Source organism: Thalassotalea sp. HSM 43 (genome assembly GCF_004752005.1).
In the GTDB taxonomy this organism is placed as follows: domain Bacteria; phylum Pseudomonadota; class Gammaproteobacteria; order Enterobacterales; family Alteromonadaceae; genus Thalassotalea_A.
In genome coordinates, this window is record NZ_CP038493.1 from 3,527,139 (window position 1) to 3,541,271 (window position 14,133).

The 14,133-nt window shown below is 43.4% G+C and carries 15 protein-coding genes and 2 riboswitches; of the genes, 3 read left to right on the top strand and 12 right to left on the bottom strand.

The features are described 5' to 3' along the window. Positions 1-17: 17 nt before the first annotated feature. Positions 18-190: riboswitch (cobalamin riboswitch) on the bottom strand. 40 nt (positions 191-230) lie between these two features. From E2K93_RS15505 to E2K93_RS15535, 7 genes are all read right to left on the bottom strand, one after another. Continuing rightward, a complete protein-coding gene (locus E2K93_RS15505) occupies positions 231-1,184 on the bottom strand; it encodes a cobalamin-binding protein (RefSeq protein WP_228445357.1) in 954 nt (317 codons plus the stop codon). Positions 1,185-1,210: 26 nt separating this feature from the next. Next, on the bottom strand, positions 1,211-1,819 hold the full coding sequence (cobO, locus tag E2K93_RS15510; protein WP_135439961.1) for a cob(I)yrinic acid a,c-diamide adenosyltransferase: 609 nt from the start codon (positions 1,817-1,819) through the stop codon (positions 1,211-1,213). Then, positions 1,816-3,504 (bottom strand): cobyric acid synthase, encoded by a 1,689-nt coding sequence (locus tag E2K93_RS15515; RefSeq protein WP_228445359.1) that lies wholly within the window; start codon positions 3,502-3,504, stop codon positions 1,816-1,818. Before E2K93_RS15515 ends, cobO begins: the two co-directional genes overlap by 4 nt. Before the next feature lie 6 nt (positions 3,505-3,510). After that, positions 3,511-4,500: a FecCD family ABC transporter permease gene (locus tag E2K93_RS15520; protein ID WP_135439962.1), complete on the bottom strand. Its 990-nt coding sequence runs from the start codon at positions 4,498-4,500 to the stop codon at positions 3,511-3,513. Continuing rightward, on the bottom strand, positions 4,490-5,305 hold the full coding sequence (locus tag E2K93_RS15525; protein WP_135439963.1) for an ABC transporter ATP-binding protein: 816 nt from the start codon (positions 5,303-5,305) through the stop codon (positions 4,490-4,492). The genes E2K93_RS15520 and E2K93_RS15525 overlap by 11 nt, the downstream gene beginning before the upstream one ends. A 136-nt stretch (positions 5,306-5,441) precedes the next feature. Then, a riboswitch (cobalamin riboswitch) is annotated at positions 5,442-5,692 on the bottom strand. 44 nt (positions 5,693-5,736) lie between these two features. Next, positions 5,737-6,342 (bottom strand): 5'-deoxynucleotidase, encoded by a 606-nt coding sequence (yfbR, locus tag E2K93_RS15530; RefSeq protein ID WP_135439964.1) that lies wholly within the window; start codon positions 6,340-6,342, stop codon positions 5,737-5,739. A gap of 8 nt (positions 6,343-6,350) precedes the next feature. Then, the gene (locus tag E2K93_RS15535) at positions 6,351-7,568 is read right to left on the bottom strand and encodes a pyridoxal phosphate-dependent aminotransferase (protein WP_135439965.1); all 1,218 of its coding nucleotides are present in this window, start codon (positions 7,566-7,568) and stop codon (positions 6,351-6,353) included. Between the two features lie 161 nt (positions 7,569-7,729). Between E2K93_RS15535 and E2K93_RS15540 the strand changes: the two genes are divergently transcribed. From E2K93_RS15540 to E2K93_RS15550, 3 genes are all read left to right on the top strand, one after another. Continuing rightward, positions 7,730-8,326: a hypothetical protein gene (locus E2K93_RS15540; protein ID WP_135439966.1), complete on the top strand. Its 597-nt coding sequence runs from the start codon at positions 7,730-7,732 to the stop codon at positions 8,324-8,326. Positions 8,327-8,346: 20 nt separating this feature from the next. Further along, entirely contained in the window at positions 8,347-8,634 is a 288-nt protein-coding gene (locus E2K93_RS15545) for a hypothetical protein (protein ID WP_135439967.1), read from the top strand. Positions 8,635-8,717: 83 nt separating this feature from the next. Next, positions 8,718-9,176: a hypothetical protein gene (locus E2K93_RS15550; RefSeq protein WP_135439968.1), complete on the top strand. Its 459-nt coding sequence runs from the start codon at positions 8,718-8,720 to the stop codon at positions 9,174-9,176. A 31-nt stretch (positions 9,177-9,207) separates the two neighbouring features. On the opposite strand, the gene E2K93_RS15555 is transcribed toward E2K93_RS15550, so the two are convergent. The 5 genes from E2K93_RS15555 to E2K93_RS15575 all read right to left on the bottom strand — a co-directional run bounded on the left by E2K93_RS15555 (position 9,208) and on the right by E2K93_RS15575 (position 14,084). Further along, a complete protein-coding gene (locus E2K93_RS15555) occupies positions 9,208-9,633 on the bottom strand; it encodes a hypothetical protein (protein ID WP_135439969.1) in 426 nt (141 codons plus the stop codon). A 146-nt stretch (positions 9,634-9,779) separates the two neighbouring features. After that, positions 9,780-10,334 (bottom strand): hypothetical protein, encoded by a 555-nt coding sequence (locus E2K93_RS15560; protein ID WP_135439970.1) that lies wholly within the window; start codon positions 10,332-10,334, stop codon positions 9,780-9,782. Continuing rightward, positions 10,324-11,433, bottom strand: a complete 1,110-nt coding sequence (locus tag E2K93_RS15565) for a hypothetical protein (RefSeq protein WP_135439971.1) — start codon at positions 11,431-11,433, stop codon at positions 10,324-10,326. Before E2K93_RS15565 ends, E2K93_RS15560 begins: the two co-directional genes overlap by 11 nt. A gap of 162 nt (positions 11,434-11,595) precedes the next feature. Further along, a complete protein-coding gene (locus tag E2K93_RS15570) occupies positions 11,596-11,985 on the bottom strand; it encodes a hypothetical protein (protein WP_135439972.1) in 390 nt (129 codons plus the stop codon). A 383-nt stretch (positions 11,986-12,368) separates the two neighbouring features. After that, positions 12,369-14,084, bottom strand: coding sequence for a proline--tRNA ligase (locus tag E2K93_RS15575; RefSeq protein WP_135439973.1), 1,716 nt, complete (start codon positions 14,082-14,084; stop codon positions 12,369-12,371). Between the last annotated feature and the right edge of the window lie 49 nt (positions 14,085-14,133).

A 14,133-nucleotide genomic window follows, 5' to 3' on the forward strand; every position in this document is an offset into this window, starting at 1 on the left:
ACAGGTGCCCACCGCACCTATGAAAATATCGCTTAAATCGGTCTCCGGGCTTTTGAATATAAAATTCAACTACCGTTGCGGGGGCAGCACAGGACTGTTCCGACGGCACGATACCGTGCGGATGTCACCTGTTTCCCTTTTCATTCGATTACCTGGTTTAGGTTCGAAAACTTAAGCGGGATTGATGTTCCTTCCTTGGGCTCTTTTCCCTAATAGCAGATCATAGCGAACTAATGATTCTGCTTACGTTGCCGATAATATAATCGGCTGTTGTCAATGTGCTGGCACAGACTCTGCAATTCATCCAGTAGGCGATAACTCATACGATGTAAGATATCGGCATTAGGTCGAATGATTTGTTGATGCTGTGCTGCACGAACGCTGTTGTATTGTTGCCAATCTATGGCATCACTGGCCAAACCGTGACTCGATGTGGGCTGGATAATAATGCTTGGGTTGGCAACAATCACTTGTTCAAGATTGATTTGCGGGTAGTCTGAAATCGCATCTTTAAATGGGTTGGTCGCTCCGCATACCGTCAATTGTTGTTGCGGCCATGCATTGCCTGCGACGGTGGTTAACGGTTTTGGCCAAAGCTCATAAAACACCTTGATACGCTGTTTGTCTTGGTATTGCTGACGCAAGTTCGCCAGCCGAGTACGGTATTCTTTGGCTTTTTGTTCGGCAATGTCACGACGACCTGTTAGCTTGCCTAACCATTGAAATTCCTTGGCAACATCTTCTAGCTGGCGAGGATCAGAATACACTACCGTTAACCCGTGTTTTTGCAGTTGTTCAATGTCGCTCATTGGTACGCCAGTTTTCCAAGCGATAATGATATCCGGTTGCAATAACAGTATTTTTTCGATGCTCAGCCTGGCGTAATTGCCAACTCGCGGCAATTGTTTGGCTTTGGCAGGGTGGTCCGAATGTTCTGATGCGGCAATGATTTGCTCATAGGCACCTATATCGTCGAGCATCTCAACAATATGCGGCGCAAGCGCGATAATTCGAATCGACGGACCGGTTTTGACATCATCAGCTAGCCTTGCATCGCTGGATACCTCATCAGGCAACGCATTGACGGCGATAGGCAGCACACAGGTGAGTGCAGCGACAATCTGTATTGCTCGTTTAAGTTTGAGCTGACATGAGCCTATCAAGCCAGCGGTGTTATTACCCATCAGAAAATCCATTATGTTTGTCTGTTTTACCAATCCAAGCCAGCTTGCGCCTTGATGCCATTATCAAAGGCGTGCTTGACTGACTGAACTTCCGAGACGGTATCGGCCAAGTCGATTAAGCGTCTGTGACAGTTGCGACCGGTGATGATCACATGCTGGTTAACAGGACGTTGTTCAATGGCTTCAATCACCTCGTCAATATCAATGTAGTGATAGCTGATCATGTAGGTGATTTCATCGAGCAAAACCATGTCGATACTGTCGTCTGCGAGCAGCTTTTTCGCTGCTAACCAGGTTGCTTGTGCCGCTTGCGTATCTTGCTCTTTATTTTGCGTTTCCCAGGTAAAGCCGGTTGCCATAACATGAAAATCAACGCCGTGTTGTTGCAGTAAATTGCGTTCGCCACATTCCCATCCACCTTTGATAAATTGCACAACACTGGCGCTTAAACCATGGCCAACGGCACGAGCGACGGTGCCAAACCCTGAGGTAGATTTGCCTTTACCATTACCGGTTATCACCAGCACTAGGCCTTTTTCGATGGTGGCTTTGGCGATACGCTCATCAACTTGCTCTTTTAGTTTTGCTTGGCGTTGCTGATGTTTTTGTTGTTGCGATTGGGCATTATTGCTCATAGGTTATTTCCATGTTGTTCATTTGTCTGAGCGCGATTAGCGCTTTGATAAAAGCGTGTACAGGCAGCGAGTAGGGCGTCAATATCGAGATGTTGACTTACTTGCTGCGCTAAATAATCAAGGCTGTGATCTTCAATTTGTTGCTTGTTAGACGCATTGGTTGAGGCGCATGCATTGGGTTTCACCCACTCTAGTATGGCGTCTCGAGGTTGTTGTTGATCAAATATGCCGTGTAGATAACTGGCCATGATTTGCCCATCTTCGCTCATATAGGCATCGGCAATCTCATCGCCAACATCTGCATTGGTATTCTCAGTACCTTGGTTTAGGTGTTTGCCGGTGACATTAAGTCTCTTCGTTGGGTTTGCATGGCTGCTTGCCTGCAAGCAACTTTTACCCGCATGTATTTCATAGCCACTGACATCAAGTCTATGACCATTAAACTCTATGTTGCAGTCAACATTGGCGAGCTGTTTTTGCGCAGACAAGCTAGTGTCAATCGCCAACAAACCTAAACCTGTTGTCTGTTGCACATCGCTTTCGACGCCATGCGCATCCGTTATATTGCAACCCAGCATTTGTAGACCGCCACAAATGCCAATGACCTTGCCACCGTATCGCAAATGTTGATTGATATTGTGGTGCCAACCTTGTTGTCTGAGGAAGTGAAGGTCGGCTTGTACGTGTTTACTGCCCGGCAAAATGATCAGATCACAGGCTGGCAATGGTCTACTGGCAAGAAAGTCATTAGAGCCATTAGCGTCGCTGCCTGCTGCGTTAATTTTATCAGCGCCTTTTTCAGTGCCTTGGTGAAAAATTAATTCGACGTTATCCTGCCAACGCAACACATCGAAATCGCTGTGATTACTCATTCTTGGCAATACCGGCACGACAATTTTTATGCGGTCTTGCTCATTACTTTGCGACACGCTTTGTTGCGCATTGACGCTGTCTTCATCACTTAAGCGTAAGTCATATAAATAGGGCAGCACACCCAGTACAGGCTTGCCAGTGCGTTGTTCAAGCCAATCAATCCCAGGTTGCAGCAAACTGATGTCACCACGAAAACGATTGATAACAAAACCGACAACCCGGTCTTGCTCGCTTTGGCTAAGCAAATCTAGAGTCCCGACTAAATGCGCAAAGACACCGCCTTTATCGATATCAGCGATGATGATCACCGGGCAATCTGCCGCTTCTGCAAAGCCCATATTGGCAATATCACCTTCTCTAAGGTTTATCTCAGCAGGACTGCCAGCCCCCTCAACAAAGATATATTGGTACGTTTGACAAAGGCGTTGATGTGATTGCATGACCGCCTTTAGCGCCTTAGGTTTGTAGGCATGATAGGTGGTCGCTTGCATGGCGGATAAGGCTTTGCCATGCACGATGATTTGCGCTTTAGTATCGGAATGTGGTTTTAATAAAATCGGATTAAAGTCGGTATGGGGCGCGACTCGTGCCGCGTTGGCTTGCATTGCCTGAGCACGGCCAATCTCACCGCCATCGTCAGTTACCGCGCTATTCAGCGCCATATTTTGCGGTTTAAATGGCGCAACACTGAGCTTTTTGTTGGCAAATATGCGACACAACGCAGCCACTAAGGTGGTTTTTCCGGCATCTGACGTGGTGCCTTGCACCATGACTGTCATAGCGGTATTGGCTGTGTTGAGGTTATTATTCATTGCTACTTACCTCATGCGTCGCATTAACACTAAAAAGAAGATACTGCCTAAGGCGGAGGTAATGACCCCGATTGGGATCTCTTGACCGTCTAGTAGGGTGCGCGCCAAGACATCGACCCAGACCAGAAAGCTGCCGCCGATAAGTGCACTAAAGACAATGAGTTTAAAACTGGTTATCGCCAATAAATTGCGCACCACATGGGGGATCATTAAGCCGACAAAGCCAATACCACCACAAAACGAGACAATAATGGCACAAACTAAGGCACACAATATTAATACACTAAGACGTAACGCATCGACATTTACGCCGAGTGTTTTTGCGCTTTCATCACTTAACAATAACGCATCTAATTGGCGACTTAATATCAAAGATACGGTAATCGCCAGTAGCACCACTGGCAACATCACCCAAATGGCATCGCTATCCGCTGAGGCGAGAGAGCCCATTAGCCAAAAGATCACTCGATTCGACGAGAATGCATCGCCCGTATAAAGAATAAAGCTAGTGATGGAGCTCAATAAGAATGACACCGCCACACCCGCCAGTAATAAATGCTCGACTCGGCGCCAATTGTTATGGGTCAATACCGCGACCACCATGGCAACGGCAAATAAAGCGCCAATAAATGCCGACAATGGCAAACCAATGACTTGCCAGTGAGGTGGCAGCAAGGTTGCCAAGGTGGCCCCTAGTCCAGCACCTGCGACAATGCCAAATAAATAGGGATCGGCGAGTGGGTTGCGAGTTACGTTTTGCATTAACGCACCGGCAACCGCTAATCCGGCACCAGCAAGAAAACCGGCGATGACTCGTGGTAGGCGAATATCAAATAATATGGTTTGGTGTAATTGATTATCGCAACGTTGCAAGCAGGACAATAACTGTTGATGCGACACCCCTGTAACGCCAAGCCCTAATGCAACAAAGATGCTGATCAAGGCGAGGATACTGCATGCGATTAACGCCGGGATATAGCGACTTTTAACTCGCATCAGTAGCTCCTCTCGGGTTTACCATACCCGGTAAAAACTGCACTTGTACTTGTGAATTTTGCTTGTCGTCAACATAACGATGAACCTGACAAGGTACATTAAACACCTGTTGCAAGGTGGTCTCTTTTAATACCTCTTCTGGCTTGCCAAAGGCGACAACTTCACCGTGATTCAGCATTAAAATGCGATCGCTATAATAGCTGGCTAGGTTAAGATCATGCAGACTCATTACCAAGGTAAGGTCGAGCGAACTGGCCAACGATAAAATCTGTTGTTGGTAATAAATATCTAGGTGATTGGTCGGCTCGTCCATCAGCAATATCTTTGGGTCTTGTACGATGGCTCGCGCAATCATGACCCGCTGTTGTTCGCCGCCTGATAGGGTATTAAAGTGCTGCTCTTGTTTATCGAGTAGGTCGACTTTTTCAAGTGCCATACTGATTTTATGATGGTCGGCATCGCTGTCTGTTTCAAACCAGCTTTTATGTGGAATGAGCCCCATGTGAACCACTTCACGACAACGCAGTTGAAACGGGTTGCTGTGGTGCTGGTTTACAACGGTAATATGTTGCGCAATGTCACGGCGGCTAAGCTGTTTGAGGTTTTTATTATGAACATAAATATCGCCACTGTCGGCGTCGATAAGACCGGCTAGGCATTTTAATAATGAGGTTTTTCCGGCGCCATTGGGCCCGACAATACTGATGGATTCGCCGCGCTCTATCGCAAAAGAGACTTGCTTGAGTATGGATTGTTCGTCGACTTGCCATGTTAATGATTGGCACGTCAAAACCTTGTTGCTCATATGACCGTTTAAACCCGCTACCTTAAAAATAAGGCGCTTAACCAAAAATGGGATAACCAGCAGGTCAGCAGTTAGGGCAATGATATGACATTGACGACAACAAACAAAAGACCGACTTGCTTCGCGTTACCCGCACGAATACTGTCCTTTTACAGGCAGGTCTCCTGACTCGTAAAGTGATAACCTTGACCGCATTGTTGGCCTGATCATCCAGTTTTTAACCTTCCCGGAACCGCTTGTTTCCAGTGGTATGCAGGGCACTCACCCTTTAAAAACGCTTTACTTACAGTTGCGGGAACAGTTGAGGACTTACACCTCATTCCCTATTAAGTTCTTGTTTATCGGTTAGCTTTTGCTAAGTAAAACAACAGAACACCTGTTAAAGTTTCGCCACTATAGCAGTTTAGACGTCTAAATAAAACTGTTTGTTGCTATCCGTTGGAATTTTGTTGGCTGAGATTGTCAACGGTCGCAGTACATGCCGGAATAAAGGTCTCAATGAAGTAATCCACCTCGGGCATATCGGCTTTAATTTGATTGAGCTTGTGTTTGAGGTTTTTCTCAACGTGTTCAAATTCAGGATTGTTATGATACAGTTCGGTCACCGCTTTGATATAGGCAACCAATATATCGGCGGCTTTAACCACGGCTTTGAGCTCGGTATCGACATCATCTTGCACGATGATCTCGGCAAACACTTGCTGTAACTCTTCTGGCAAGGTAGCTAAGCATTCTTGCTCAGCCAAGCCTTCAATCTTTTTAAACTCACGAGAAATTTGCTCGTTAGCGTATTTGGTCGGGCTGACCACATCACCATAGCGAGTTTCTGCGGCTTCGTGATACAAGGCAATTGTTGCTGCTCTGTCTGCGTTGAGGTTGCCGTTAAATTTTTGATTGCGGATCACCGCAAGTAGGTGGGCAACAACCGCGACTTGATGCGAGTGTTCGGCAATGTTCTCTGCTTTTACACAATACATTAGTGCCCAGCGCTTGATCAGAGGCATACGAAACAACCAGGCTAAAAATGTACTGTCCATTGAATATCCTAATCTTGTGAATAATGACTGAAAAAGTGCTCGAGGCGGTTAACCGCGTCGATTAAATCTTCAGCGTGAGGCAAAAATACTAAGCGAAAATAAATGCCTTCGGTTAGATTAAAGGCGCTGCCTTGTACCACCAGCATTTTTTCTTGGCGCAAAATATCGAGCACCATTTGTTCATCGTCATCAATGCCAAGTTGTTCGCCATCGACTTTGACAAACAAATACATCGCGCCTTTGGCTTTATGACAACTCAGACCATTAATGTTATTGATCATTTGATGGGCTATATCGAGTTGGTTCTTTAAACGGCCACCATCTTGCACTAACTCTTTAATGCTTTGATAACCACCTAATGCGGTTTGTATGGCATGTTGGCAGGGCACATTCGCGCACAAACGCATAGAGGCAAGCATGGTTAAGCCGTCAAGGTAACTGCGCGCTTTTAACAAGGGGCCTGTGAGCATCATCCAGCCCGCGCGAAAGCCGGCGATTCGGTAATTTTTAGACAGGCCACCCATGGTGACCACTAAGACATCTTCGCTTAAGCTGGCGGTAGGGGTGTGCGTGGTGCCATCGTATAACACCTTGTCGTATATCTCGTCAGAAAAAACGATTAAGCCATGCTGCTCGGCTAACGCCAAAATTTGCTCCAAGACTTCTTTTGGATAGACAGCACCGGTAGGATTATTTGGGTTAATTAAAACAATGGCTTTGGTATTTTTATTGATCTTGCTGGCGATATCGTCCATGTCCGGATACCAGAACTTTTGTTCATCGCAACGATAATGTACAGGGTTGCCACCAGATAAGGCGACGGATGCGGTCCACAACGGGTAATCCGGTGCCGGTATCAACACTTCATCACCTTCGTTTAACAACGCCTGCATGGCCATAACAATCAGCTCACTGACGCCATTGCCAATAAAGATATTTTCGACATCAAGGTTTTTCATTCCAAACTGTTGATAATATTGCATCACCGCAACTCGGGCTGAATAGATGCCTTTAGATTCACTATAACCTTGTGCCGTCGGTAGATTATGGATGACATCGCGCAAGATATCGTCTGGGGCGAGAAAGCCAAACGGGGCAGGGTTACCAATATTTAGTTTTAATATTTTATGGCCTTCTTCTTCCAGTCGTTTTGCTTCATCAGCAATACGACCGCGAATGTCATAACAGACCCCACTTAATTTGTTTGACTTTAAGTACTCGCTCATTGGTTACAGCTTAATAATTGATTTTCTTAATGATTGCTTTAAGGATAACTAAATTTGTGACATTTGAAATACTTACTGACACTTTTTTTTAGGTATTAGTGCAATAAATTCGGTATAACTTATGACATGCCCTAAAATTGAAGTATGAAGAGGTACGTGATATGCCATTACCATTATTGTGGCTAGGCGCTGCTGTTATTGGCGCCGCTGCCGTCAACGAGCTTGATGAAAAACGCAAGCGGCAAGAACATTTGCGCACCAAGGGCGAAGGCGATCAAACACGTCAACGTTTATCAAAACATGACAGTGGTGTCGCTAAATACCCGAGTGAAGTGTTTGCTAATGAGATGCCGGCGATTGTTAAACCCGGTGCGCTAATCTGTTGCGGCTTAGGCGGCGTGCTTGATCATACCGGCATTTGGGTAGATGACGATACCATTGTCGAATTGCATGGCTCAGGCCTTATCAAGGCGATATCGCCACAACGCTTTTTGCAAGAACGCTCGGGCAGTGAAATCTTTGTTGCCTGTGATTCCAAAGGTAATGCATTAGCCGATGCCATCACCGCAGAAAGAGCCGCCAAGAAAATTTTCGAATACCAAGACTACCATCTGATCAAAAACAACTGCCATCGTTTTGCTTGGTATTGCATCAGCGGTCTACGTGATGACGTGACCACCTTTCATCAATTGAATAAAAACTTATCGAAGCGATTTAATCGTAAAATTTACTGGGATAAATGGCACTTTAACGCATGAGCAGAGCATTAGGAGCAATGATGGCTAAATTGAAATCGATTGGTATTGTTTTCCTGGCTAAATTAATCGCCTTGGCGTTTGCAGGGTTTGGTTTAATTGCAGGCCTGTTATACGCGTTTGTCGGATTATGGGCTGATCTCACCAGCACTGGCGTTAATTGGGGCAGCCTGTTTGCTTTTGGCGCGATTGTCGGTATGCCGGTATTATTCGCCTTGGTTGGTTTTATCTTAGGCGCCATGTCATCTGTTGCCTACAATGTAGTGTCGGCAAAATTGGGCGGTATCGAAATGGATGCGGAATCTTATTAACGTCTATTCACCCTATAAACTTTTCACTGACTTTGTGGTCTACTGGTAAGGTATTTATATAACCAGCTAGAAAGGGAATAATAATGAAAAGCAGATGGTTATTTTATCTGTCGGCAGCTGTGGTATTGCTGTACGGTGCGCTAGGCGTGGTTATTCCGCAAAGCCAGAAAATGGAATTGCTTGAATTGTACCCCTATGTTGATGACATCAGTAACGACCTGATCCGCAAAGTGTGCAGCATGATGATGCTGTCTTCTATAGTATTAGCCGCGGCATTTGTCATGATAGCCAGATTTTTAGCTGAGCCAACACACTATGAGCGATTACGCAAAGCAGCGATACTGTTGTTAGTCTACCCGTTTACCGTGATTGTCGCTGAAGTTGTAGGTAGCGGTATGGTGTATGCGCACCTAACTGACGTGAGTTTTGAGCTGGAAATATCATCGGCTAAGTTTATGAATATCATGTTTGCCATCACCTTATTTGCTATCGCCCGATCACAAAAAAAATTGCGACATAATAATCAACCGGATGCGGTTTAGATGTGGTTTTTTGCAGACTATGGTTGGCTTGTTAGGTATCCTCTGTCACCAAGTAGCTGCCAATCTTGTCATCTGTTTTAAACAGCGATAAATAGGTGTCGATAAACCATTCTTTTGCACCATTTACGGCTAATACTTGTTCGCGTGTAACTTGGTAACAATCAAAAATATCATCTTTGACAAAAGGTGAGTCCTCGCCATTTTGAATGGTGAAAACTCGACCTTTATCAGTTGTATAGATATGACATGTCACTGCACAATCTTTGTGATTGGTGTTTGGCCATTCACCAGTAATAAATGAAAGCCAAATATGGCGCTTGCTCTGATGCTCAAGCATAGCAAGACAAAAAGCTGTTTCATGTTCATCACTATATTTAAACATGCCGCGAATAAATTTATTCTCGTGATCTCTACCGCATTTACATTTGCGATAATATTCTTTTCGATTCTCAATCATCGACATTTTCGCCATACTTCCGTGAATGCATAACGCCGTTTTAAGCGGCAAATTGCAGTTAGCTAAAATAAGTGAGGCACGAACAAAAAGCCAACTGTAATTTGTCCGTCTTGAAAACCCTTGTTAGGCAGTACAATTACTAAGATTTACAGATCATCGTTTGCATCTTTCTCTGTCTTCTTATCGTGCAGTTCATTTACAAACGAAACATTGGTAACCATGACGATGAAGATGGCTTTTAGCTGCAAAAACACTAAGTAGAAAACGGAGGAAATCCCTAGAAGCTTTAATAGATGCAAAGTATTCAAATCAGAAATAGACTTATATACCAATAGGTAAAGCATATTAATTAATAGCAACGAGGATATTACAAAAGCTGAAGTTAATACAATTAAAACTAAGTTTTCAATTCTCTTTGTTTCGTCTGTAGGAATGATACTTACAGTACTTGGGGATGTATATGCAGCTATAGCCTGAGGATATGAATAAGCAATCCAAATCCCTGCAAGGGTGAAAACAGCCGCGGCTATATTTTGTAATGTACCCATTATTGGTTTTAAATCACCTAACGTTACGTTATCAACTAAGAAGTAACCTAAAGCTAAGCTAGTCACAATATAAAAAGAATGCGGAACAATCCTACTTTTGATAAAAATTAAGAACGCTTTAAGTACTTCCATAGACTTTTTATTAAGCAGCATCTTCCTCTCCTACGACATTATCCTGCTCTACTGATTCATCGCTTGGTATCTGAACTAGTAAATCATCACGTAACCTAATTAATTCATTCAAAACGATTTCCGCTGGATAATATGTATTATCATCGGTAAGTGGGGCTAACAATATTTGTTCACGACTTACGTATTTATTAAACCAACGAGTAGTATCATTTCCTGCCTCTCTAAAGCCAACATTATTCCATTTATCTAGGGGATTATACTCTGCATCATGTACTTTAATGATATCAGCCACTTCAGATTCCGTAAGTGTTGCTTCTTCAATAATTTCCACATGCTTACTAAATGTCTTTTTACCTTTTACTTTTGACCAAAGGTTGAAAAAGGAATCTTTGTCATCACTTTTTTGAGTTGTAATAGTGTCCCTTACAACAATGTGACTTATCCTTTGAGCTAGCCTCGCTGCATTGGCTTTATCGGAGTTTAACTCTTTTGTGCTTACCTGAAACTTAGAGCGCATTGCTCTAGTGTTATCTCGTGTCATATACGTTATGAACTTTCTGATAATTGCGGTACCGGTATTAGGGTTTGTACTTTCACTCTCATTAGTTTTTTTTCTAGGATGAGCTATTCGATAATCTAAGCACCTCTTTAAGTAATCACAAACCTCTTTAGTCATGGCTGATGAATGAGTGAAGTTTACTGACGCTATTACATTTCTACTTGGAATAAACCAGTAATACATTGGTTGCCCTAAAAAAGCACTCTGACCTTTAACTTTAGGATCAATTTTTATTGAGTCACTTGTATCAGAACCAACTTTAGCATCAGGGGCAATACCACTAACTTTCCCGCTATCATCACCAAACCTTTTCCATAACACTAATAAAGTATCTTTGGTTGTGGGATCTTGTGAAATGCTTTTGCAATAAATTTGCGTTCTTCTAGGATGTGACTTGGTATCCCAAGGAATAGTTTGATTAAAATCTCTGTTCTCAACCCAATTACAGAAGCTATCTATTATTTCTTCCATTGAGCCTTCTTCATAAACAGATTTATGATCTTTTGATGAGTAAAATCCGCATTGTTTTACCTCAAAGAAACTAATTGAACCTTTATCCATGATTTTCCCTATCTTGTTTGTTACTCATAAAGTTAATATTTACACTAATACTGAAGTACTGCCTAATGTCCTAATAAGAGGCTTTTAATCGTTGGCTATAATATTTCGCGAAGCGGACTCAGCCAACTGTTAAAAGTCCTGCTTTATTGGCTTGTTAGTTGCTTAGAATTCAGAACCTTCACGCCAATCTTTAAATTCACCTATTGCATCCGATGTGCACTTTAAAGCTTGTACGTGAGTTTCTCCTTTACCGTAGATTCCACAATCTTGGCATTCACAAAGGTAAAATTTAGCACTGATTTTGTAGGTATTGAGTTCTTTAAGCCCACATTGTGGACAATCTTCAACTTCGAGTAACGATCGAGCTTTAGTTTCCTTTTTAGCTTTTGCTATCATCGCATTTACTTTGGCGTTTTCTGCTTTTGATATAGCTTCTCGTTTTTGTTGAATATCTCTAATTCTTTTGGCTTCTTGAGGGTTAAAAACCCCACCAACATAGTTAGCAGGATTTTCTTCAGGAAAATCCTCGAAATACTCTGACCATTCACCCATATTTATTCTCCTTAATTGATTGGATGCACCATTTGCAACTAACAGTATATTATGTAGACGGCTCAGTAAATCCCGTCCTTGAATGCCCTCATAAACTATCAGAAAAGATAAATAATTCAATCAATTAAAGCTTTTTTTGGTAGCTTTTTTTGTACCTTTGCCTATTGCATTGCTGTCTTAATTAACCTAAGGCTACAATTTAGCTGTTTGTGATGATATTTCAGATAGTTAGAGGCGATAAATGGTTGGTTGCGGAGCATTACTAAGCGGGCTCAGTAATATCTAAAACGATAGGCAAGAACATTGACAAGAACAATTATAATTAGCGGCAAATAAAAAGGGGCCTGTGTAAGCACAGACCCCTTTTTTGAAAGATTACGCGTTTACTTGTTGATGATAAATTCGCTTGCTTCGCTGATTTTAAGCATTGATTTTTCACCACTGACGCGGCTTTTGTATTCAACTTCTTCTGCATCTAGGTTACGTTCACCAATGATGATGCTGTGTGGAATGCCCATAAGCTCCATGTCTTTAAACATAACACCTGGGCGTTCTTTACGATCATCAAACAAAACCTCAACACCTGCTTCGGTAAGCTCAGCATAAAGCTTTTCTGCTGTTTGCTGTACGCGTGCCGACTTGTGCATGTTCATTGGGATGATCGCGACTTTGTATGGCGCAATTGCGTCAGGCCAAATGATGCCGTTTTCATCGTGGTTTTGCTCAATGGCTGCCGCCACGATACGAGATACACCAACACCGTAACAACCCATGGTCATGGTTTGGTTTTTGCCTGACTCGTTAAGAACGGCGGCGTTCATCGCTTTGGCGTATTTATCACCAAGTTGGAAAATGTGACCAACTTCGATACCGCGTTTAATTTCTAATGTACCTTGACCACAAGGACTTGCATCACCGGCTACAACATTGCGAATGTCAGCAACTTGGTAGTCGTTAATGTCACGATCAAAGTTAGCACCGGTAAAGTGGAAACCGGTTTCGTTCGCACCACAAACAAAGTCAGCTAAGTGCGCGGCACTGCGATCGACGATTACTTGACATGTTAAGCCTACCGGGCCAATAGAGCCTGCATCACAGCCAGCGGCTGCATTGATTTGTTCATCATTAGCAAAAGTTAATGGGCTAGCAACACCGGCAATTTTTTCGGCTTTGATTTCATTAAGTTCATGATCGCCACGCAACACTAATGCAATAACAGGCGCTTGTTCGCCTTCTTCCGCTTCACCAAGTACCAACAAGGTTTTGGCAACTTTATCGGCGGTGGTGTTAAAGAAGCTCGTGACATCGTCAATCGAGTGTACGTCTGCTGTAGCCGTTTTTTCTAATGATTGAGTAGCAGCAGGGCGTTCGCCTTGTGGCGCAACAGCTTCTGCTTTTTCAATGTTCGCGGCATAGTCACTTTCGGTGCTAAAGGCGATGTCATCTTCACCAGAGTCTGCCAATACATGAAATTCATGAGATGCGTCACCACCAATAGAGCCGGTATCGGCAATTACTGGACGATAATCTAAACCTAGTCGATCGAAGATACGACAGTAGGCTGCGTGCATCGCATCATAGGTATTTTGTAAACACTCTTGCGATAAGTGGAATGAGTACGCATCTTTCATCAAAAATTCACGGCCACGCATGATGCCGAAACGAGGGCGAACTTCGTCACGGAATTTGTGTTGAATTTGATACAAGTTAATCGGTAGTTGCTTGTATGAGCTCATTTCATTGGCAATCAACTTAGTGATCACTTCTTCATGAGTTGGTCCCAATACAAAGTCACGATTGTGTCGGTCTTTAAGGCGTAAAAGCTCTGGACCATAATCATCCCAACGACCAGACTCTTGCCATAAATCAGCTGGCAAAACCATCGGCATTAAGGTTTCAATCGCACCGGCGCGATTCATTTCTTCACGTACGATATTTTCTACTTTTTTCAACACTTTCAGACCGGTGGGTAACCATGTATACATGCCTGAGGCGACAGGTCTGATCAAACCTGCTCGCAACATATATTGGTGACTGATGACCTCAGCACTGGCTGGGGTTTCTTTAAGTGTTGAAAGTAAATATTGGCTAGTACGCATTGAGATGCAATTCCGTATGTTTAGAGTTACTTGGAAAATTAGGGGTATT

Coding starts and splice junctions, on each gene's coding strand:
- yfbR (WP_135439964.1), bottom strand. CDS start 6,342: ATGGACAGTACATTTTTAGCCTGGTTGTTTCGTATGCCTCTGATCAAG.
- E2K93_RS15545 (WP_135439967.1), top strand. CDS start 8,347: ATGGCTAAATTGAAATCGATTGGTATTGTTTTCCTGGCTAAATTAATC.
- E2K93_RS15570 (WP_135439972.1), bottom strand. CDS start 11,985: ATGGGTGAATGGTCAGAGTATTTCGAGGATTTTCCTGAAGAAAATCCT.
- E2K93_RS15550 (WP_135439968.1), top strand. CDS start 8,718: ATGAAAAGCAGATGGTTATTTTATCTGTCGGCAGCTGTGGTATTGCTG.
- E2K93_RS15520 (WP_135439962.1), bottom strand. CDS start 4,500: ATGCGAGTTAAAAGTCGCTATATCCCGGCGTTAATCGCATGCAGTATC.
- E2K93_RS15535 (WP_135439965.1), bottom strand. CDS start 7,568: ATGAGCGAGTACTTAAAGTCAAACAAATTAAGTGGGGTCTGTTATGAC.
- E2K93_RS15575 (WP_135439973.1), bottom strand. CDS start 14,084: ATGCGTACTAGCCAATATTTACTTTCAACACTTAAAGAAACCCCAGCC.
- E2K93_RS15505 (WP_228445357.1), bottom strand. CDS start 1,184: ATGGGTAATAACACCGCTGGCTTGATAGGCTCATGTCAGCTCAAACTT.
- E2K93_RS15555 (WP_135439969.1), bottom strand. CDS start 9,633: ATGATTGAGAATCGAAAAGAATATTATCGCAAATGTAAATGCGGTAGA.
- E2K93_RS15515 (WP_228445359.1), bottom strand. CDS start 3,504: ATGAATAATAACCTCAACACAGCCAATACCGCTATGACAGTCATGGTG.
- E2K93_RS15540 (WP_135439966.1), top strand. CDS start 7,730: ATGCCATTACCATTATTGTGGCTAGGCGCTGCTGTTATTGGCGCCGCT.
- E2K93_RS15525 (WP_135439963.1), bottom strand. CDS start 5,305: ATGAGCAACAAGGTTTTGACGTGCCAATCATTAACATGGCAAGTCGAC.
- E2K93_RS15565 (WP_135439971.1), bottom strand. CDS start 11,433: ATGGATAAAGGTTCAATTAGTTTCTTTGAGGTAAAACAATGCGGATTT.
- E2K93_RS15560 (WP_135439970.1), bottom strand. CDS start 10,334: ATGCTGCTTAATAAAAAGTCTATGGAAGTACTTAAAGCGTTCTTAATT.
- cobO (WP_135439961.1), bottom strand. CDS start 1,819: ATGAGCAATAATGCCCAATCGCAACAACAAAAACATCAGCAACGCCAA.